The 18440-nt window shown below is 65.8% G+C and carries 20 protein-coding genes; 10 read left to right on the forward strand and 10 right to left on the reverse strand.

Translation table 11 applies throughout. From position 1 onward, the window contains the following. Together JDO7802_RS18610 and JDO7802_RS15740 are read right to left on the reverse strand one after the other, a co-directional pair. On the reverse strand, window positions 1-578 hold a 578-nt coding region (locus tag JDO7802_RS18610), incomplete at its 3' end, for an AMP-binding protein (RefSeq protein ID WP_245624207.1). 4 nt (window positions 579-582) lie between these two features. Beyond that, complete coding sequence (locus JDO7802_RS15740; RefSeq protein ID WP_055086879.1) at window positions 583-1077, reverse strand: hypothetical protein; 495 nt, start codon at window positions 1075-1077, stop codon at window positions 583-585. Between the two features lie 108 nt (window positions 1078-1185). On the opposite strand from JDO7802_RS15740, the gene moaA reads away from it, so the two are divergent. The 3 genes from moaA to JDO7802_RS15755 are packed head-to-tail and all read left to right on the forward strand — an operon-like array spanning window position 1186 to window position 3283. Continuing rightward, window positions 1186-2187, forward strand: a complete 1002-nt coding sequence (gene moaA, locus JDO7802_RS15745; RefSeq protein WP_055086880.1) for a GTP 3',8-cyclase MoaA — start codon at window positions 1186-1188, stop codon at window positions 2185-2187. Next, on the forward strand, window positions 2184-2813 hold the full coding sequence (locus tag JDO7802_RS15750) for a hypothetical protein (RefSeq protein WP_055086881.1): 630 nt from the start codon (window positions 2184-2186) through the stop codon (window positions 2811-2813). Before moaA ends, JDO7802_RS15750 begins: the two co-directional genes overlap by 4 nt. Further along, on the forward strand, window positions 2810-3283 hold the full coding sequence (locus tag JDO7802_RS15755) for a SixA phosphatase family protein (protein ID WP_055086882.1): 474 nt from the start codon (window positions 2810-2812) through the stop codon (window positions 3281-3283). Before JDO7802_RS15750 ends, JDO7802_RS15755 begins: the two co-directional genes overlap by 4 nt. A 79-nt stretch (window positions 3284-3362) precedes the next feature. Here JDO7802_RS15755 and JDO7802_RS15760 read toward each other — a convergent pair whose 3' ends face one another. Then, complete coding sequence (locus JDO7802_RS15760; RefSeq protein WP_055086883.1) at window positions 3363-4112, reverse strand: leishmanolysin-related zinc metalloendopeptidase; 750 nt, start codon at window positions 4110-4112, stop codon at window positions 3363-3365. 463 nt (window positions 4113-4575) lie between these two features. Beyond that, window positions 4576-5055, reverse strand: coding sequence for an Lrp/AsnC family transcriptional regulator (locus JDO7802_RS15765; protein WP_055086884.1), 480 nt, complete (start codon window positions 5053-5055; stop codon window positions 4576-4578). Window positions 5056-5172: 117 nt separating this feature from the next. Between JDO7802_RS15765 and cysG the strand changes: the two genes are divergently transcribed. Genes cysG through JDO7802_RS15795 form a run of 6 tightly spaced genes read left to right on the forward strand, consistent with a single transcriptional unit; the run spans window position 5173 to window position 10568 of the window. Beyond that, a complete protein-coding gene (gene cysG / locus JDO7802_RS15770) occupies window positions 5173-6549 on the forward strand; it encodes a siroheme synthase CysG (RefSeq protein ID WP_055087291.1) in 1377 nt (458 codons plus the stop codon). After that, on the forward strand, window positions 6546-6866 hold the full coding sequence (locus JDO7802_RS15775) for a DUF2849 domain-containing protein (protein WP_055086885.1): 321 nt from the start codon (window positions 6546-6548) through the stop codon (window positions 6864-6866). The genes cysG and JDO7802_RS15775 overlap by 4 nt, the downstream gene beginning before the upstream one ends. A gap of 3 nt (window positions 6867-6869) precedes the next feature. Next, complete coding sequence (locus JDO7802_RS15780; RefSeq protein ID WP_055086886.1) at window positions 6870-8519, forward strand: nitrite/sulfite reductase; 1650 nt, start codon at window positions 6870-6872, stop codon at window positions 8517-8519. After that, a complete protein-coding gene (locus JDO7802_RS15785) occupies window positions 8509-9249 on the forward strand; it encodes a phosphoadenylyl-sulfate reductase (protein ID WP_055086887.1) in 741 nt (246 codons plus the stop codon). Before JDO7802_RS15780 ends, JDO7802_RS15785 begins: the two co-directional genes overlap by 11 nt. 1 nt (window position 9250) lies before the next feature. Beyond that, complete coding sequence (locus tag JDO7802_RS15790; RefSeq protein WP_055086888.1) at window positions 9251-9679, forward strand: DUF934 domain-containing protein; 429 nt, start codon at window positions 9251-9253, stop codon at window positions 9677-9679. A gap of 52 nt (window positions 9680-9731) precedes the next feature. Beyond that, entirely contained in the window at window positions 9732-10568 is an 837-nt protein-coding gene (locus tag JDO7802_RS15795; RefSeq protein WP_055086889.1) for a ferredoxin--NADP reductase, read from the forward strand. 112 nt (window positions 10569-10680) lie between these two features. Here the strand turns inward: JDO7802_RS15795 and JDO7802_RS15800 are convergent, their stop codons facing one another. Then, window positions 10681-11466, reverse strand: a complete 786-nt coding sequence (locus tag JDO7802_RS15800; protein WP_055086890.1) for a hypothetical protein — start codon at window positions 11464-11466, stop codon at window positions 10681-10683. 230 nt (window positions 11467-11696) lie between these two features. Here JDO7802_RS15800 and infC point away from each other — a divergent pair, with 230 nt between their 5' ends. Next, window positions 11697-12191 carry a translation initiation factor IF-3 gene (infC, locus tag JDO7802_RS15805; RefSeq protein WP_438501651.1) on the forward strand — a complete coding sequence of 165 codons (495 nt, stop codon included), beginning with the start codon at window positions 11697-11699 and terminating at the stop codon, window positions 12189-12191. 365 nt (window positions 12192-12556) lie between these two features. Here infC and JDO7802_RS15810 read toward each other — a convergent pair whose 3' ends face one another. The 5 genes from JDO7802_RS15810 to JDO7802_RS15830 form a co-directional block, all read right to left on the reverse strand. Next, a complete protein-coding gene (locus JDO7802_RS15810) occupies window positions 12557-13348 on the reverse strand; it encodes an FAD binding domain-containing protein (RefSeq protein WP_055086892.1) in 792 nt (263 codons plus the stop codon). Between the two features lie 10 nt (window positions 13349-13358). Further along, window positions 13359-15785 (reverse strand): xanthine dehydrogenase family protein molybdopterin-binding subunit, encoded by a 2427-nt coding sequence (locus tag JDO7802_RS15815; protein ID WP_055086893.1) that lies wholly within the window; start codon window positions 15783-15785, stop codon window positions 13359-13361. Between the two features lie 125 nt (window positions 15786-15910). Then, window positions 15911-16396: a (2Fe-2S)-binding protein gene (locus JDO7802_RS15820; protein WP_055086894.1), complete on the reverse strand. Its 486-nt coding sequence runs from the start codon at window positions 16394-16396 to the stop codon at window positions 15911-15913. 92 nt (window positions 16397-16488) lie between these two features. After that, window positions 16489-17463 carry a molybdopterin-binding protein gene (locus JDO7802_RS15825; RefSeq protein ID WP_055086895.1) on the reverse strand — a complete coding sequence of 325 codons (975 nt, stop codon included), beginning with the start codon at window positions 17461-17463 and terminating at the stop codon, window positions 16489-16491. After that, a complete protein-coding gene (locus JDO7802_RS15830; protein WP_055086896.1) occupies window positions 17460-18419 on the reverse strand; it encodes an XdhC family protein in 960 nt (319 codons plus the stop codon). Before JDO7802_RS15830 ends, JDO7802_RS15825 begins: the two co-directional genes overlap by 4 nt. Window positions 18420-18440 lie beyond the last annotated feature (21 nt).

Raw genomic sequence — 18440 nt, forward strand, 5'->3', positions numbered from 1 at the left:
AGCACACCCTTGGGTGTTCCGGTCGTGCCCGAGGTATAGATCATCATCGCCGGATCTTCGGCCCGCGTCTGGACCGGCGCGGGGACCGGCGCGACGGCGTTCCAATCGTCCACGTCGATCATCGCCGCCATATCCGGCAGATGCAGGTCGGCAAGCCGCGTCAAACCGGCACCGTCCGTCATCACCGCCTTCGCCCCGGAATCGCGCAAACGGTACTCCAGCGCCTCGGGTCCAAAGAGAGAGAAGAGCGGCAACGACACCGCGCCCAGCTTCATCGCCGCGAAATGTGCGACCATCACCTCCGCCCGCTGCGGCAGAAGGATCGCGACCCGGTCGCCGCGCCTCACGCCACGCAGGGCAAGCAGGGCCGCCAACCCGTCCGACGCCGCCTTCAGCTGACCAAAGGTCCAGACGCGCCGCCCGTCAGACAGGTCAATGATCGCCGTGCGGTCCGGCTCCGCCTCGGCCCAGCTGTCGCAGCAGCCTTGCGCGATGTTGAACGTCGCGGGAATGTCCCACCGGAACCCCGCGCGCATCTCGGCCCAGGGGGCCAGCGCGGGGATCATGCGGCGCGTCAACGCCCTATCCGGTCGTCGCCAGCGTCACCGGGAACAGGCCGACCAGCGGCAGGCCCAACGCCTGCAACGCCGACAGCGAAATCTGAGGTCCACCCGCGCCGCCCAGCGGGCGCAGGGTGACGGCGATCGCGTCGCCGTCCGATGTGCGCACGGTCCCGGGCGTGTCCTGTGTGACCAAAGCCGATTTGACCCAAAGCCCCGTTTCCGCCGGACTGCCCAGCGCGACGGTCACGGTGCCCAACTCGCCCCCGGCGGGGGCCGATGCGGCAACGTCGCGCGCCTGGGCCTTTTCGGCCTCCGACACGGTGTCCAGCGCTTCGGGCCGCGTGGCCGGCCCCGCCAGCGGGCTTGTCACCGTGGCACCCGTCGGCACGGGGGTCGGCACCGCCGGATCGACGGTCGGCGCGGGGTCGCCCGATCCACCGCCCACGCGATTCAGCAGCGGTATGTCAGCACAGCCCATCGCAAGAAGCGGGAGGATAAAAACGAAGCGGTTCATGAAGGCTCTCCAGGCACGAGTCGGTTCACTCTAGCGGACATGCGGGTGGTGTCAGCCCCGCACCGTCTGCCACTTGTGACTGCGCGGCCCGGCGCGTAGCCTTTGGATATGACAGCCCCCCTGATCGACCCCTTCGCCCGCACGATCGACTACCTGCGGGTCTCGGTAACGGACCGCTGCGACTTCCGCTGCACCTACTGCATGTCCGAACACATGACCTTCCTGCCCAAGCGCGACTTGCTCACGCTGGAGGAGTTGGACCGCATGTGCTCCGCCTTCGTGCGGATGGGCGTGCGCAAACTGCGCATCACCGGGGGCGAGCCATTGGTCCGCAAGGGTATCCTGACCTTCTTCGACAGCATGTCACGCCACCTCGGCGACGGCCTGGACGAACTCACCCTCACCACCAACGGAAGTCAGCTGGAACGCTTTGCCCAGCCGCTTTGGGATGCGGGCGTGCGGCGGATCAACGTCTCGCTCGACACGCTGGACCCGGTCAAATTCAAGGAAATCACCCGCTGGGGCAGCCTCGACAAGGTGCTGGCGGGCATCCGCGCCGCGCAATCGGTCGGCATGCGCGTCAAGATCAACGCCGTCGCGCTCAAGAATTTCAACGACGTCGAACTCTTCGATCTGCTGGCCTGGGCCGCGCGCGAAGACCTGGACCTGACCTTCATCGAGGTCATGCCCATGGGCGACATGGGCGAAGTGCAGCGCCTGGACCAATACTGGCCGCTGCGGGATCTGCGCGCGTCCCTGGCCGAACGGTTCACCCTGACGGAACTGGCCTACAAGACCGGCGGCCCCGCCCGGTATTTCGAAGTCGCGGAAACCGGCCAGCGCATCGGCTTCATCACGCCGCTGACCCATAATTTCTGCGAATCGTGCAACCGCGTCCGCGTCACCTGCACCGGGGAATTGTTCATGTGCCTGGGCCAGGAAGACATGGCCGACCTGCGCGCCCCGCTGCGCGCCTCCGAAGCCGATGCCGGGCTGGAGGATGCGATCCGCGCCGCAATCGCCCGCAAGCCCAAGGGCCACGACTTCGATTATTCGCGCCAGGACGTCGCCGGCCAGATGTCGCGCCACATGAGCCATACGGGCGGATGACGACCCACGACACGCTTGTCGATCGTGCGGCCCGGCAGGCGCTGACCGTGCTGGGCGGCTTCACCGAAGATGGCCGCACCACGGTCCTGCTCGGCCCCGACCCCGACCGGTTCTGGCCCGCGTTGCAAGCCGCGCCCGAAAGGGACCTGCCCAACCCCGTCGACACCTGGTCCACCCGCGTCGTCACCGCCCTGGCCGACGATCTGGGCGCGCAGGCGCGGTTCCCCTTTGGACAGCCCCTGCAACCGTTTTTGACTTGGGCGATGAACACCGGGCGCTGCCACATCTCGCCCGTGGGCATGTTGGTCCACGACACGCAGGGCCTGATGGTCAGCTTTCGGGGCGCGCTGCTGTTCGACCATGAAATCGCCTTGCCCGCCGCGCCGCCCAAACCCTGCGACACCTGCACGGCCCCCTGCCTGACCGCCTGCCCGGTCGATGCCCTGGGGCCCGACGGCTACGACTTGCCGGTCTGCCACGGATGGCTCGACGATCCGCGCAACACCTGCATGGACCGGGGCTGCGCCGTGCGCCGCGCCTGCCCCGTGTCGCAACCGCGCCCCGACGCCCAATCGGCCCACCACATGGCCAGCTTCCACACCACCGAGAGAGGGACCGACCGATGAAACTCATCCTGTTGCGGCACACGAAATCCGACTGGACCGATCCCGCGCAGCAGGATCGGGATCGCCCGCTCAACGACCGGGGCCGCGCCGCCGCGGCCGAGGTCGGCAAATGGCTGACCTCGCGTGGCTATCTGCCCGACCTCGTGCTCTGCTCCGATGCCGTGCGCACGCGCGAGACGTTCGCCGCCCTGGACCTGCCCGACACGACCGTGGACCACCGCGCAGACCTTTACCTGGCCGACGCCGACACCATCCTGGCCCTCGCCCGCGCGCAGACCGCCGCCTGCGTCCTCATCGTCGCCCACAACCCCGGCATCGCCGAGGCGGCAACGCAGGCCGTCGCCACCCCGCCCGTCCATACCGAATTCGCCCACTACCCCACCGGAGCCTGTCTGGTGGTCGACCTGACGGACGACCGGCCGGGCCGCCTCCTCGACTTCGTGGTGCCGCGCGACCTCGGGGTAACGTGACGCAACACACCCGGCCCAATCGGTCGATGTCCGGCTTGCCGGCGGGACCGATGCCGCGCCCTCGTGGCCGGTGCGCCGCCTAACTCTCGTCTTGGCGAAGGACGATCGGTTCGGGTCGCTCCATCCGGCACAGGATACCGCTGCGCACGGCTTCGGGGACGCCCTTCAAGGCTAGGTCCCGGAAACCGGGCAAGACGAAATCGTCCGCACGGCCATAATCGACGGCATACCCCAGATCCTCGAAGGACGCGATCGACATCCGGCTCAACGGTCGGCCGGTTCCCGACAGAAAGCCGGTCAGCAATTCGTCCCCGAAGATCAGCTCCCGCCAATGCCCGTCCCGTGTCCCTGCTCCGCCGGTGTTGGCCACCGGCACGGCCGAACCGCCGTCCGCATCAAGAAGCGCGAATTCCCGCGACGCCGCCGGCCCGATGAAACGTGGGTCGATCGACCCCGCACCCGCGATCAGGTTCCTGCGCGACCACAGCGTTCCAAAGCCAAGAACATGGGCCATTTCGTGCAGGATCACGTCTTCGAAACTGCCGGCGCCTTCAAGATCGACCACATCCGCCCGGTCGAATTCCATGACCCCGATCAACGGCAATTCAGATCCTGCTCGCAAGACGGTCGGCCCCGCGCGCCCCAGGACGCCTTCGGCCCCGTCTATGTCCACGACCGAGGCATCGATCCGCATCCCGGTGATGGTCACACCTTCGTATGTGATGGGGTCGAATTGCGTGGTTATGATCTCGTCCCACCTGACGGCGGCCCGCTCGAAGACCGCGCGCCGGGCCGCAGGGAAGTCTCCGGAAAATGACAATGTGATCATGAGCGACGGTCCTCACGCGGCCTGGGTCACAAAAGCGTAGCAAAGACTTCGCAGGCCGCGATACCGCGCCCCGTTTTTTCGGCAAGGGGACGCTGACCACGGGCGTCCCATCCGCTGACAAGCGCCGATCAGCTCAGGGGTGGCCTAATATCGTTCCTCGACCGTCTGCTGGACGAGGCGCTCCCGTCCCGGCTCGATAGGACCGTACGTGGGGCGATCCGGTTGCCGCCTGTATCAATCTTCGAAATTCACTGACCGCCGCGACCGCATCTTCGCACTGCAAGCTGCGCTCTCAATCACTCGGAAAAACAGCAGCGCACCATTCCGCTCTGCTCCGACCCTTTCGGTGCGATCCGATACGGGTGACGTATATCCGACGTAGATCACCCGTAGATCACCCATGGATTGGACCCTGCCGAACCGACAAAGATAGGGAAGATTTCCCGCGCGCTCTGCCCCCGGGTCAGACCGGCAGCGCGGTGCCCGTCTTGATCTCCTCCATCGACAAAAGCGCGGTCACGTTGAACACCCGCACCTCTGAAATCAGCGCCTGATAGAACACGTCATAGGCCCGCGCATCCGCGACCCGCACCTTCAGGATATAGTCGATTTCACCCGCCAGCCGGTGCGCCTCCTGCACTTCCGGCCGGGCGCGCAGGGCGGCCAGGAAGGTCCGCTGCCACTCCGCCTCGTGCTCGGACGTGCGGATCAGAACGAAGAAACAGGCATCCAGACCAATGGCCTGCGGGTCGACCACCACGGTCGACGGCCCCATCACCCCGGCCTCCCGCATCTTGCGAATGCGATTCCAGACCGGCGTCTTCGACGACCCCACCTGACGTGCGATTTCATCCAGCGATTGCCCGGCATCCGCCTGCAATGCGCGAAGGATGTTCCGGTCCAACTCGTCCAATCGGGCAGGCTTTCGGGTCTGGGCAGTCATTCGGAACACCTTTCTATTTGAGAAAGTATTATCGCGGCAACGTCCCTGTTACCACCGCTCCTCTGTCCAAAATACAGAACGATGTTCTATATCTACGACAGGAACCGGAGCCGCGCCATGAACCACTTCCCCATCTTCCTCGCCCTAGAAGGCCGCCGAATCCTCGTCGCCGGCGGCGGTGACGCGGCGATTGCCAAGCTGCGGCTGCTGCTCAAGACGACCGCGCGGATCACCGTCGTCGCCGAAGATGCCGACCCCCTGATCGCGCAATGGGCGGCGGAAGGCCGGCTGACGCTGATCCCGCGCGCGCAGGAACCCGGCGATGCGCTGTGCTGTGTCATCGCCTATGGCGCGCACGAGGATGACGCGTTGGACGCCCGCACCTTGCGTCTGGCCGCCGCCGATGGGGCATTGGTGAACCTGGTCGACAACCTGCAGAAGTCGCAGTTCATCACCCCCGCCATCGTCGACCGCGATCCCGTCGTCATCGCCATCGGCACCGAAGGCGCGGCCCCCGTCCTGGCGCGCAAGATCAAGGCGGATCTGGAGGCCAGGCTGCCCGCACAGACCGGCCTTCTGGCGCGGATCGGGAAAACGTTCCGAAAAACGGCCGACATCCTGCCCATGGGCGCCGTCCGCCGCCGGTTCTGGGCCGAATACTACGACACCGCCGGCCCCCGCGCCGCCGACGCCGGAGAGGCTGCGATCCGCGCATCGCTCGATCTTCTGCTTGACAAACATGTGAACGCCGAAGCGCGTCAAGGTCATGTCGATCTGGTCGGGGCCGGTCCCGGCGACCCAGACCTGCTGACGCTCAAGGCGCGCAAGGCGCTCGACCGCGCTGACGTGGTGATCCACGACCGTCTGGTCACGCCCGAGATCCTGGAGCTCGCCCGCCGCGAGGCGCTGATCATCGACGTCGGCAAGGAGGGGTTCGGCCCCTCGACCGCACAAGCGGACATCGACGCACTGATCGTGGAGCATGGGTTGAACGGCGCGCATGTGGTGCGGCTCAAGGCCGGCGATCCGACCGTATTCGGGCGGCTGGACGAGGAGATCGCCGCGCTGGAGGCCGCGGGCCTCAGCTATGCCATCGTTCCGGGTATCACCGCCGCCTCCGCCGCGGTTGCCACCATCGGGCAGAGCCTGACCAAGCGGAACCGCAACGGATCGGTCCGGTTTCTGACCGGTCACGACATGAAGGGCTTCGCCGATCAAGACTGGGCCGCGCTGGCCCGCCCCGGCGAGGTCGCCGCGATTTATATGGGCAAGCGGGCCGCGCGCTGGATGCAGGGTCGGCTGTTGATGCACGGCACCGCGCCCGCGACCCCGATCACGGTGATTGAAAACGCAAGTCGGGCGGATCAAAACATCCATGCCGCGACGCTGGCCACCCTGCCCGACACGCTGACGTCCGTGACCGGCCCCGCCGTCATCCTTTTCGGCCTCGCCCCCCGTGCGGCCAGCACTGCCCTGCAGGAGATCGCGCTATGAGCCGCAATCGCCCCTTCACCCCCAAGGTGCTGACCGCCAATCTGCTGCGCGACGGTGACGTCGTGTACTATACCGAAAGCGACCGCTGGTCGCTAAATCTGGCCGACGCCGAGGTGCTGGAAGACGAGGCCCATGCCCAGATGCGTCTGGTCGAGGCCGACGATCCCGCCGTTGTGGTGGGCGTTTACCTAGCCGACGTGATCCGCACCGACAGCGGCATCGCCCCCGCGCACTTCCGCGAAGATTTTCGCGCCGCCGGCCCCACCAACTACGACCATGGCAAGGCCCATGGTCAACGCCCCGGATCCGAGGTTTAGACCATGTATCACTATTCCGATTTCGACCGCGATTTCCTGGCCGAACGTAACGCCCAGTTCCGCGCGCAGGTCGAACGCCGTCTCGACGGCTCGCTCACCGAGGACGAGTTCAAGCCGCTGCGCCTGATGAACGGCGTGTATCTGCAACTGCACGCCTACATGCTGCGCGTGGCGATCCCCTATGGCACGCTGTCATCAGACCAGATGCGCGTTCTGGCCGAGCTGGCCGAGCGATGGGACAAGGGCTACGGCCACTTCACCACCCGTCAGAACATTCAGTACAACTGGCCCAAGCTGACCGACATTCCGGACATGCTCGATCGGCTCTCTGACGTCGGCCTGCACGCGATCCAGACGAGCGGCAACACGATCCGCAACGTGACCGCCGACCATTTCGCCGGGGCGGCGGGCGACGAGGTGGCCGACCCGCGCCCCGTGGCCGAGCTGCTGCGCCAGTGGTCCACCGACCATCCGGAGTTCCAGTTCCTGCCGCGCAAGTTCAAGATCGCCGTGACCGGATCGGTGAATGATCGCGCCGTGACCCGCGCCCACGACATCGGCCTGCTGCTCAAGGAACAGGACGGCGTGGTGGGTGTGGAGGTCATCATCGGCGGCGGCCTGGGCCGGACCCCGATGATCGGCAAGACGGTTCGGGAGTTTCTGCCGCTCGACGATTTGTTGCCCTACTGCGAGGCGATCGTCAGCGTTTACAACCGGCTGGGTCGGCGCGACAACAAGTACAAGGCGCGCATCAAGATCACCGTGCACGAGAACGGGATCGACACGATGCGCGACCTGATCGAGGCGCGCTTCGCGGAGGTCAAGCCGCTGTTCTCCGGCGTCGACCGACAGATGCTCGCCGGGATCGAAGCGCAATTCGCGCGTCCCGACTTCGTCGCCAACACGCCCGCCCCGATCCTGGACCCGGTGCTGCAAAGTTTCGTGGACACCAACGTCACGGCGCACCGGCGTGACGACCACGCCATCGTCACCATCTCGATCAAGAAGCACGGCGAGACGCCCGGCGATGCCACGACCGCACAGATGAATCTGATGGCCGACCTGGCCGATGCCCACGCTTACGGCGAATTGCGGATCAGCCATGAGCAGAACGTGATCCTGCCCCACGTCCGCCGCGACGCCCTGCCCGAATTGTTCGCAGCGCTCAAATCAGCCGGTCTGGGCACCGCTAACGTCGGGCTGGCCAGTGACATCATCGCCTGCCCCGGCATGGACTATTGCGCGCTGGCGACGGCGCGGAGCATCCCGGTCGCCCAAGGCATCGCCACCCGCATCGACGAATTGAAGATCGAGCACGAAGTCGGGCACCTGAAGATCAAGATCTCGGGTTGCATCAACGCCTGCGGCCACCACCACGTCGGGCACATCGGGATCCTGGGCCTGGATCGTGCGGGGGTGGAAAACTACCAGATCACGCTGGGCGGCGACCACACCCAGACGACAGTAATCGGCGAACGCGCCGGTCCCGGCTTCGCCTACGATCAGGTCGTGCCCGCCATCGAACGCCTGATCTTCGCCTATCTCGACGTGCGCCAATCAGCGGACGAAACTTTCATCGATACGTTCCGCCGCTTGGGCGCCGCGCCGTTCAAGGCCGCGCTTTACCCACAGGAGAAACAAGATGCCGCTTGATCTCACAGCCCTGCTGACGGCCCGCGCCGCGCAGCTGAACGCCGATCTGGCCCACGCCGATGCCGCGACCATACTCGACACCGCCCTGCGCAACGCTTCCGTCGGCGATCTGGCGATGGTGTCGTCTTTCGGGGCGGAATCGGTCGTCCTTCTGCACCTGCTGGCGCAGGTCGCGCCCGACACACCGGTCCTGTTTCTGGAGACGGGAATGCTTTTCCCCGAAACGCTGACCTATCAGACACGCGTCGCGGAAATGCTTGGCCTTGGGGACGTGCGGATCATCCGGCCCGACACGCTCGACACCTTCCTGCACGACCCCGACGGCGACCTGCACGACCGCGATCCCGACGCCTGCTGCGCGATCCGCAAGACCAAGCCGCTGGAACTGGCGTTGCTTGCCTTCGATGGCGTCATCACGGGACGCAAACGCCACCAGACGGGCGACCGCGCGGATATGCAGATCGTGGAAGTCGACGCGGGCAAGCTGCGCATCAACCCGCTGGCCGGTTGGACGCCGCAGGATATCGCCGATTACATGGATGCGCATGATCTGCCCCGGCATCCCTTGGTCGCGCAGGGCTTCGCGTCGATCGGCTGCGCGCCCTGCACCACCAAGGTCGCCCCCGGCGAAGACCCACGCGCCGGGCGCTGGCGCGGTCGCGTGAAAACCGAATGCGGCATCCATTTTTCCGGCGGGCGCGTGTACCCCGGCCAAAATAAGGACGCCTGACATGCCGATCGTCAACGACGCCGGATTCGCCCCGGACACCCTGAATGCGACCTTCGCGACCTCCGACGATCTGCCCGCGAACGGGCCGATGGCGGTGGACATCGCGCCCGACGCGGACCTTGGTCCCATACTTGCGCGTCTGGACGAGGCGAGCGTGATCCGCGTCGCCTTCCCCAGTTTTGCCGATGGCCGCGGGTTTTCCATCGCGCGCGAATTGCGGCGGGCGGGGTACACCGGGCGATTGCGTGCCCAGGGGCACGTCATTGCCGATCAATACGCGATGGCACGGCGCAGCGGCTTCGACGAGGTCGAGATTTCCGACGACCTGGCCGCCCGTCAACCCGAGGCACAATGGCTCGCCCGCGCCGATTGGCAGGCCCACGACTATCAAAGCAGATTGGGCCGGATGCGCGACACCGCGTCCGCCTAGAAACTTCCCCCCCGATTTCCTAGAGGTGCGGACAGGCTCCGCAATCGAAGACATGAACCAGATGACCGCTACCGCCCCCGCGACCCCTATCCTGCCCGACGCCCAGACCGTCACCTCCGTCACGCATTGGACCGACCGGCTGTTCTCGTTTCGCGTGACGCGGCCGGCCAGTTTGCGCTTTCGGTCGGGCGAATTCGTGATGATCGGACTGATGGGCGACCCACACCCCCAGACGGGCAAGGTCAAACCGTTGCTGCGCGCCTATTCCATCGCCTCCCCGTCCTGGGACGAGGAGTTGGAATTCTACTCCATCAAAGTGCAGGACGGGCCGCTGACATCGCGGTTGCAGCATATCCAGCCCGGCGATCAGATCATCCTGCGCCCCAAGCCCGTCGGAACGCTGGTCCACGACGCGCTGCTGCCAGGCAAGCGGCTGTGGCTCTTTGCGACCGGCACGGGCTTCGCACCTTTCGCGTCGCTGCTGCGCGACCCCGAGACGTTCGAGGCTTACGACGAGATCATCATGACCCATACCTGCCGCGACGTGGCGGAGTTGGAGTATGGACGGCAATTGATCGACAGCATCCGCACCGACGAGATGCTGGGCGAACTGCTGGGCGAGGAAAACCTAGCCAAACTGACATATTATCCCACCACCACGCGGGAAACCTCGGCCAAGATGGGCCGCATCACCGACCTGCTGAAATCGGGCGAGGTACAGCGCGATCTGGGCGTCGATGCCATTTCACCCAACACCGACCGCGCGATGATCTGCGGCTCCATGGGGTTGAACACCGACCTGAAGGAAATCCTCGAAGGTTACGGCCTGGAGGAAGGGGCGAACTCCGACCCCAAGCATTTCGTGGTGGAAAAGGCCTTCGTCGGCTGACCGCGCCGGGCGGCGCGCGACTCCGTTTCGGCCGTCCTGACCAGACAAACCCGCATAGAAAAGGGCCGCGCGATCACTCGCGCGGCCCCCTTTCATTCCATGGCCGGTCAGGTCATTCCACGCCGAGACGTGCCTTGACCTGTGCAATGACACCTTCGACCAGCGCGGGATTGTCCTTCGCCGCTTCGATGGATGTCTTCAGCGCCGTCTTGGCCAGCGCATTCATGTCCGACTGATCGACGTAGGCGCCCACGGCATCCGCGTCGAAGCCTTCGGCGGTCAGCAGCGATGCGATATCCAGTTCGGTCGCGGCGGGCGCTTCGGTGCCATCGGTCGCGGCGTCGGCAGCATCGTCGACGCTTTCGGGGGCGTCGTCCGCATCGACCGTCGGCTCCGTCGCCGGGGCTTCGGCGTCGTCGACCGCATCTTCCACGGTGCCGGTCTCATTGGTGCCGTCCGTGGCAGGTGCCTCGGCGTCGTCAACGGTATCTTCGACCGTGCCCGTCTCGTTGGTGCCGTCGGTCGCGGGGGCCGTGCCATCGTCGACGGTGTCCGTCAGGCTGTCGGCGGCGGCTTCGGCTTCTTCCTCGACAGCGGCGGCGGCCTCGGCTTCTTGGGCCAAACGCGCGGCTTCTTCTTCGGCGGCGGCTTCGGCAGCTTCCGCTTCCTCGGCCAGGCGGGCGGCTTCGGCTTCGGCCTCCTCGGCGACGCGGGCCGCTTCGGCTTCGGCTTCGGCGGCCAGGCGCGCGGCTTCCTCTTCGGCGGCGGTTGCGGCTGCGGCCGTTTCGGCTTCGATCCGGGCGGCTTCCTCGCGGGCGTCGCCCATGCGGTCGAACACGACCCAGCCCAGGGCGGCGACGACCAGAACAGCCAGACCGACGATAAGATTGCGTGACATGCGAACCTCCTCAACATGATTCCATCTGGGCGTCTGAGTGCAGCATCCCCGCGACAAGAACAATGGCGGCCCCCGGTGTGGCCCCAAATCGCCGCCGCACCGCCGTTCCAGTCTTGAACGCGTCATGTTCAAGCGTTAAGTTGTCGACCTGATCGAAATGTCCCGAAAGGACCACCACCATCGCCCGCAGACCACATAACGCGCCCCCGCAGCGCGACACCGGACCCCGCATCAACGACCGCATCCGCGCCACCGAAATCCGTCTGATCGGGGCGGAAGGCGAAAACGTCGGCGTCGTCACGCCCGCCCGTGCCATGCAAATGGCCGAGGATGCGGGCCTCGACCTGGTCGAGATCAGCCCGAATGCCGCGCCGCCCGTCTGCAAGATCATGGATTTCGGTAAGTTCAAATACGAGACGCAGAAGAAAGAGGCCGAGGCCCGCAAGCGTCAGAAGACGATCGAAATCAAGGAGGTCAAGTTCCGCCCGAACACCGACACCAACGATTACGATGTCAAGATGCGTAATGTGTTCCGCTTCCTGGAAGACGGAGACAAGGTGAAGGTCACGCTGCGGTTTCGCGGCCGGGAAATGGCGCACCAGAACCTGGGTCGCGAGCTGTTGGAACGGGTTGCCGAGGACACCAAGGAAATCGGCAAGGTGGAGAACTTCCCCAAGATGGAAGGCCGCCAGATGGTCATGATGATCGGCCCGCAGCAACGCTGACCTGAACCACATGACACGATGATCTGGGCACCTTCGGGTGCCCTTTTTCATTTTCGGAAATTGGCGGGCAAGTAGCTCTTGTTGCTGAGGTTTTTCGTGGTCGTGAGCGGTCATGGCCGATCCGCTCACCCTTCGTTCGTCCGGTCAGCTCCCTCCATGCGCGATGGCCTGAAAAGCGCGAAAGCGTCTGGCAGGCCGATCCTATCGGTTCGCGATTCCTAGCGGGGGTGTTGAAGAGCGTGGCTTGCTGACCAAGCCGAAGACGTGACCCCGGTACGACCCCGACCCAGATCGCCACCAGCCTTGGTCTGGAACCAGGGTCCGGACCGCGCCGGGGCGCGATCCGTTTGCACTCGTCGCGGTTATCAGATCGCGGCCTTGACCGCCCGCGCCGTCATCACCTTGACCAGATGCGCGCGGTAGGTGGCATCCCCGTGCAAGTCGGAGATCATGCCGTCGGACGACGGTGCCGACAGCCCCAGGATCGCCTCGGCGGAGAAATTGTCGGACAGCGCGGCCTCGGCTTCGGACCAGCGGAAAACGCCATCCGACGACGCCCCGGTCACGGCGACACGCACCCCGTCCGAGAATTTCGCCACGAAGACCGCCACCAGCGGAAAGCGGGACGCGGGCTGGATGAACTTTTCATAGGCGGCCTTTTGGGGCACCGGGAATTTCACTTCCGTGATGATCTCCCCTTCTTCCAGCGCCGTTTCGAACATGCCCTGGAAATACGCGTCGGCCGCGATCTCCCGGTCGGGCGTGCAGATGGTGGCGTTCGACGCCAGCGCTGCCGCCGGATAGCAGGCCGATGGATCGTTGTTTGCCAGACTGCCGCCGATGGTGCCACGATTGCGCACGGCCGGGTCACCGATGCGGGCCGCTGTCGACGCCAGTGCGGGATAATCGGTGGCCCCCTTGGCGACATCCGCGTGGGTGGTGCCCCCGCCGATGCAGATGCGCCCGTCATCGTCGGTGCAGATGCCCCTGATCTCCGCCACGCCCGAAAGTGCCACGAATTTGTCCGACATCGCCAGCCGTGCCTTCATTGTCGGCAACAGGGTCTGGCCGCCGCCCAAGGCCTGCGCATCGTCGTCCTTCAGGGCCGCGACGGCATCCTGCAGGGTGGTGGGTTTCACCAGCTCGAAATTATACATCTCTCTCTCCTCAGACGTTCTTGGCCGGACCGCCGACGGATCGGGCATGTGCCGTCCCGTCGCCAGTGCCGCCCGTGCCCTGCATCGCCGCCCAGACCTTGGCGGGCGTCAGCGGCATGTCGATATGGCCCACGTCGTGCCCGCCGGACGCCAGCGCATCCAGAACACCGTTGACGATACTGGGTGGCGATCCGATGGCCCCCGCCTCGCCGCAGCCCTTCACGCCCAGTGGGTTGTGGGTACAGGGCGTGGCACAGGAATGATCCACCTGAAACATGGGCAGGTCCTTGGCGCGCGGCATGGTGTAATCCATGTAACTGGCCGACAGAAGCTGCCCATCCTCGTCATAGGCGCAATTCTCGAACAGGGCCTGGCCGATGCCCTGCGCCAGCCCGCCGTGAACCTGACCTTCGACGATCATCGGGTTGACGACGTTGCCGAAATCGTCGGCGGCGGCAAAGGACAGCACCTCGACGAAGCCCGTCTCGGGGTCGACCTCCACTTCGCAGGCATAGGCCCCGGCGGGATAGGTGAAGTTGTTGGGATCGTAGAATGCCGTCTCCTCCAACCCTGGCTCCAGGTCCTCCAGCGGATAATTGTGGGGGACATAGGCCGCCAATGTCACGTCGCCCCAGGCCAGCTCCTTATCGGTGCCGGCGACGGTGAACTTACCGTCCTTCAGCTCGATATCCTCGTCCGAGGCTTCCATGATGTGGGCGGCGATCTTCTTGGCCTTGGCGATGATCTTTTCCGTGGCCCTGAACATGGCCGATCCGCCGACCGCCAGAGAGCGGGAGCCATAGGTTCCCATGCCCATCGGCGCGTTGGCGGTGTCGCCGTGCACGATCTCGATCTGATCCTCGTTGATGCCGATCATGTCGGCGATCACCTGCGGGAAGGACGTCTCGTGCCCCTGTCCATGGCTGTGCGAGCCTGTCATCACGACCAGACCGCCGGTGGCATTCACCCGGACCGTGGCGGATTCGTACAGGCCCGCGCGCGCGCCCAGCTGCCCCACCAGCTTGGACGGTGCGATGCCGCAAGCCTCGATATAGCAGTTGATGCCAAGCCCGCGCAGCTTGCCCCGGCTTTCGCTTTCCTTACGGCGCGCCTCGAAGCCGTCGCGGTCGATCATCTCCAGCAGTTTGTCCATCGTCGCGTCATAGTCGCCGGTGTCGTATTCCACGGCCACCGGCGTCTGATAGGGGAATTCCCGGATGAAGTTCTGTCGCCGCAGCTCGACCGGGTCGATGCCCAGTTCGCGTGCCGCCTTGTCGACGACCCGCTCCAACTGGAACGTCGCTTCGGGGCGGCCGGCCCCGCGATAGGCATCGACCGGCACGGTGTTGGTGAACACGGCCTTCACGTTCACATAAACCAGCGGCGTCTTGTAGTTGCCGGCCATCAGCGTGCCGTGCAGCCATGTCGGCACAGACGGCGCAAAGGTGCTCAGATAGGCTCCCATATTGGCATAGGTTTCAGTGCGGACGGCTGTGAAATTGTTGTCGGCGTCCAGGGCCAATTCGATCTTGGTGACGTGGTCGCGGCCATGGGCGTCGGACATGAACGCCTCCGACCGGGATGCCGTCCATTTGACCGGGCGCTCCAGTTGCTTGGCGGCGAAGGTGCAGAAGGCCTCTTCCGCATAATGGAAGATTTTGGTGCCGAACCCGCCGCCCACGTCGGGGGCCACGACCCGCAGCTTATGCTCGGGGATGCCCAGAACGAAGGCCCCCATCAACAGGCGAATGACGTGCGGATTCTGCGATGTCGTATACAGCGTCGAGGAATCGTCGTGGCGCGCATAATCGCCCACCGCCACACGCGGCTCCATCGGGTTGGCGATCAGGCGGTTGTTCACCAATTCCAGCGTGGTGACATGAGCGGCCGATTTGATGGCGTCGTCCACGGCCTGCCGGTTGTCCTCCACGAAGCCCCAATCGTAGCACAGGTTCGACGTCAGATCGTCGTGCACCTTGGGCGCGTCGGCCTGTACGGCCTTCTTCATATCCATGACCGCGGGCAGCGAGGTGATGTCCACTTCGATCGCCTCGCAGGCGTCGCGGGCGATCGACACGCTTTCGGCGACGACGGCGGCGATCGGGTCGCCCACGTGGCGCACTTTGCCTTCGGCAAGGATCGGGTGCTTGGGCTCCTGCATCGGGTTGCCTTCGCGGTCAGTGATCTGCCAACCGCAGGGAATGCCGCCCACGCCATCGAAATCCATGGCGGTAAAGACGCCGACGACGCCTTCCATCGCTTCGGCGGCCGCGGTGTCGATCCCGTTGATCGTGCCATGGGCCACGTCCGATCGCAGGAAGACGACATGCGCCTGCCCCGCTACGTTGATGTCATCGGTGTACCGGCCCTTGCCGGTCAGAAAGCGGACGTCTTCGCGCCGTTTGGGGCTTGCCCCGATACCAGTGTCCTTCGGCATGTGTCTTTCTCCCTTTGATGCGGGGGGCCTCGACCTCGCCCCGCTGGTGTATGGTGGAGCGCGCGGCCTCCCCTCCGCGCGCTCCCAAGGGGTCATGGGTATTCACCCGCCCCTGTTCCTGGTGCCTATTCGGCCGCGACGGGTGCGACCTGCTGGCCGGACGCCGCCATCACCGCCTTGACGATGTTGTGATACCCGGTGCAGCGGCAGATGTTGCCTTCCAGGTAATGACGCACCTCGGCCTCGGTCGGCTGGGGGTTGTCCTTCAGAAGGGCCGCGGTCGACATGACCATGCCCGGTGTGCAGAACCCGCATTGCAGGCCGTGGTAATCCTGAAATGCCTGCTGGATGACGCCCAGGCTGCCGTCGGCATTCGCCATACCTTCGACGGTGGTGACCTCCGCGCCGTCGATTTCCTGCGCCAGAACGGAACAGGCCTTCACCGCCTCGCCGTTCACATGGACCACGCAGGCCCCGCATTGCGACGTGTCGCAGCCGATGTGCGTACCCGTCAGCCGCACGCCTTCGCGCAGCCATTCGGCCAGCAACGTGCGGCCCTCGGCTTCGGCGGTGCGGGTCTTGCCGTTCACCGTCATCGTGACCTTTGTCATTGGTCGTCCTCCCTTGTTCCAAGAATCAGTGAAGCACAGGCCGCCGCATCTGGGAACAGGGCATTTTTACCGCAGGGCCTCGGGGCGGCGGCCTAGCGCCGTTCACGGGGCTGGGGCCGCGTGGGAATTTCCTTCAGCAAACCCCCGACTCCCATCCCGGCGATATCGGCCCCCGTGACCGGGACCCCGCAGATCACCCGCTCCAGCACCCAGTCCGCCCCGTTGAGCGCCGGGGACCGCGCGCACCCCGGCAGCCCGATCACCGCCGCGCCGTCCAGATCGCCCAGAAACAGCAGGTTGCCCGGATCGACCGGCATACCGAACCGCTCCAACCGCCCGCCCGCCGCCCGCAACGCCGCCGGGCCGACATCCGCGACATCTGCCGTGGCCGAAGCCGTCAGGATCAGGCGCAGCGGGGCCATCGCCTCCCGCAGCGCTTGGGTCAGGGCCGCGGTCTCGTGCGGCACCTCCGTCACCCCCACCTCGACGCCAAGCCGGGTAAGACGATCCAGAATCGGTGCCGATTTCGGGTCCGCATCGCCCGGCAACCGCGTCACGATCAGGTCTGCGCGGTCCAGCACCGGCGGCATCAGACGCAGGGCCCCCGCGAACGGGGCCAGCCTGTCCGCGACATGGCCCGCCGCCGTGGCATAGGGGATGATCTTGACCGTCCCGACCATGTCGCCCGTCCCGACGCGCTGCCATTCCGCCACTGTCGCAAGCGTCACATCGGCGGTGATACCATTGACCCCGTCGACCTTCAGGCGATCGACGGCCACGACGCCCGGCCCGGTCGCGTGGATGTTCGCCCGCCCCGTGAATGCGGGCCGGATTTCGAGGCCCGGACCGGTCACACCCTCCGCCACCAAGGTCGCGGCTTTGTTTTCTGGCAGATCGTCGTCGGCCAGCCGCGCGACCGTGACACGTGTGATCCCCGCGTCGCGCAGGCGGGCGAGTGTCTCTTCGTCCAACACCTGACCCTTTCGCAACCGACCCGTCGGAAGGGCGACGGAATGGGCCAGCACGCCGCCCGACGCCTCCGTCAGCGAAACGGGGCCAAACTTCATGGTCGCCGCAACGCCTGCGTCATCGCAGCCAGGACTGCGACTGCGATCTCTCCGGGTGTCTTCGATCCGATGTCCAGACCGATGGGCGCGTCGATCCGGTCGAGGGCCGGGCCCAGATCCGCCAGCCGGTCGCGGCGTTTCGCGTGCGTTCGGGTCGAACCCAATGCACCGACGTAAAAGGCGTCCGATCCCAACGCCACGCGCAGCGCCGGATCGTCGAGCTTCGGATCGTGGGTCAAAAGCACCACGGCCGTGCGCGCGTCAGGTGCAAAAGCCACCATCGCCTCGTCCGGCCAATCATGAACCAGCGTGGTATCGGGAAACCGATCGGACGAGGCAAAGGCCTCCCGCGGGTCGATAACGGTCACCGCGTACCCCGCAATCCGCGCCATCGGGACAAGCGCCTGCGCGATGTGCACGCCGCCCACCACCGCCAGCCGCAGGGGGGGCGCGTGAAGCGTCACGAAGGTTTCGCCGTCAGGCTCGAACCCGCTGCGATCGGCGTTCAATCGGTCGCGCAGGTCGTCCGCCGCGATCAGATGCGTGGTGCCACTGGCGACGTTCACCGCCTGGCCGACCGCTTCGGGACGAGCCCGCCGATTGACCAGATCGGTCAACGTTTCGACCGTCAGGCCGCCGCCAACAGGCTCCAGCAAGATACGGATCGTGCCACCGCAGGCTAGACCGACGGCAAAGGCTTCGTCGTCGGACACGCCATACTCCAGAACGCGGTGCGTCAGATCGCCCATCGCGTCCAACGCTTCGGCCACCACGGCCCCCTCGACGCAACCGCCCGAAACCGACCCGACCAGTTCCGCATCCTGCGATATGGCAAGCTGCGATCCCCGGGGGCGCGGCGCGCTGCCCCAGGTTTCGATCACCGTCGCCAGCGCGGCACCCTTGCCCGCCTTCGCCCAGGCCAGCGCGGCGGCGGGCGCGTCATCCAAGCCAGTCATGATGTTATCTCTTCGGGAATG

Source organism: Jannaschia donghaensis (genome assembly GCF_001403795.1).
In the GTDB taxonomy this organism is placed as follows: domain Bacteria; phylum Pseudomonadota; class Alphaproteobacteria; order Rhodobacterales; family Rhodobacteraceae; genus Jannaschia; species Jannaschia donghaensis.

Bases quoted from the DNA above. Each gene is read 5' to 3' on its own strand.
- JDO7802_RS15820 (WP_055086894.1), bottom strand. From the start codon at position 16,396: ATGACAAAGGTCACGATGACGGTGAACGGCAAGACCCGCACCGCCGAA.
- JDO7802_RS15830 (WP_055086896.1), bottom strand. From the start codon at position 18,419: ATGACTGGCTTGGATGACGCGCCCGCCGCCGCGCTGGCCTGGGCGAAG.
- JDO7802_RS15790 (WP_055086888.1), top strand. From the start codon at position 9,251: ATGCCGATCGTCAACGACGCCGGATTCGCCCCGGACACCCTGAATGCG.
- JDO7802_RS15795 (WP_055086889.1), top strand. From the start codon at position 9,732: ATGAACCAGATGACCGCTACCGCCCCCGCGACCCCTATCCTGCCCGAC.
- moaA (WP_055086880.1), top strand. From the start codon at position 1,186: ATGACAGCCCCCCTGATCGACCCCTTCGCCCGCACGATCGACTACCTG.
- JDO7802_RS15750 (WP_055086881.1), top strand. From the start codon at position 2,184: ATGACGACCCACGACACGCTTGTCGATCGTGCGGCCCGGCAGGCGCTG.
- JDO7802_RS15775 (WP_055086885.1), top strand. From the start codon at position 6,546: ATGAGCCGCAATCGCCCCTTCACCCCCAAGGTGCTGACCGCCAATCTG.
- JDO7802_RS15740 (WP_055086879.1), bottom strand. From the start codon at position 1,077: ATGAACCGCTTCGTTTTTATCCTCCCGCTTCTTGCGATGGGCTGTGCT.
- JDO7802_RS15760 (WP_055086883.1), bottom strand. From the start codon at position 4,112: ATGATCACATTGTCATTTTCCGGAGACTTCCCTGCGGCCCGGCGCGCG.
- JDO7802_RS15825 (WP_055086895.1), bottom strand. From the start codon at position 17,463: ATGAAGTTTGGCCCCGTTTCGCTGACGGAGGCGTCGGGCGGCGTGCTG.
- JDO7802_RS15780 (WP_055086886.1), top strand. From the start codon at position 6,870: ATGTATCACTATTCCGATTTCGACCGCGATTTCCTGGCCGAACGTAAC.
- JDO7802_RS15815 (WP_055086893.1), bottom strand. From the start codon at position 15,785: ATGCCGAAGGACACTGGTATCGGGGCAAGCCCCAAACGGCGCGAAGAC.
- JDO7802_RS15765 (WP_055086884.1), bottom strand. From the start codon at position 5,055: ATGACTGCCCAGACCCGAAAGCCTGCCCGATTGGACGAGTTGGACCGG.
- JDO7802_RS15810 (WP_055086892.1), bottom strand. From the start codon at position 13,348: ATGTATAATTTCGAGCTGGTGAAACCCACCACCCTGCAGGATGCCGTC.
- JDO7802_RS15785 (WP_055086887.1), top strand. From the start codon at position 8,509: ATGCCGCTTGATCTCACAGCCCTGCTGACGGCCCGCGCCGCGCAGCTG.
- JDO7802_RS15800 (WP_055086890.1), bottom strand. From the start codon at position 11,466: ATGTCACGCAATCTTATCGTCGGTCTGGCTGTTCTGGTCGTCGCCGCC.
- JDO7802_RS15755 (WP_055086882.1), top strand. From the start codon at position 2,810: ATGAAACTCATCCTGTTGCGGCACACGAAATCCGACTGGACCGATCCC.
- cysG (WP_055087291.1), top strand. From the start codon at position 5,173: ATGAACCACTTCCCCATCTTCCTCGCCCTAGAAGGCCGCCGAATCCTC.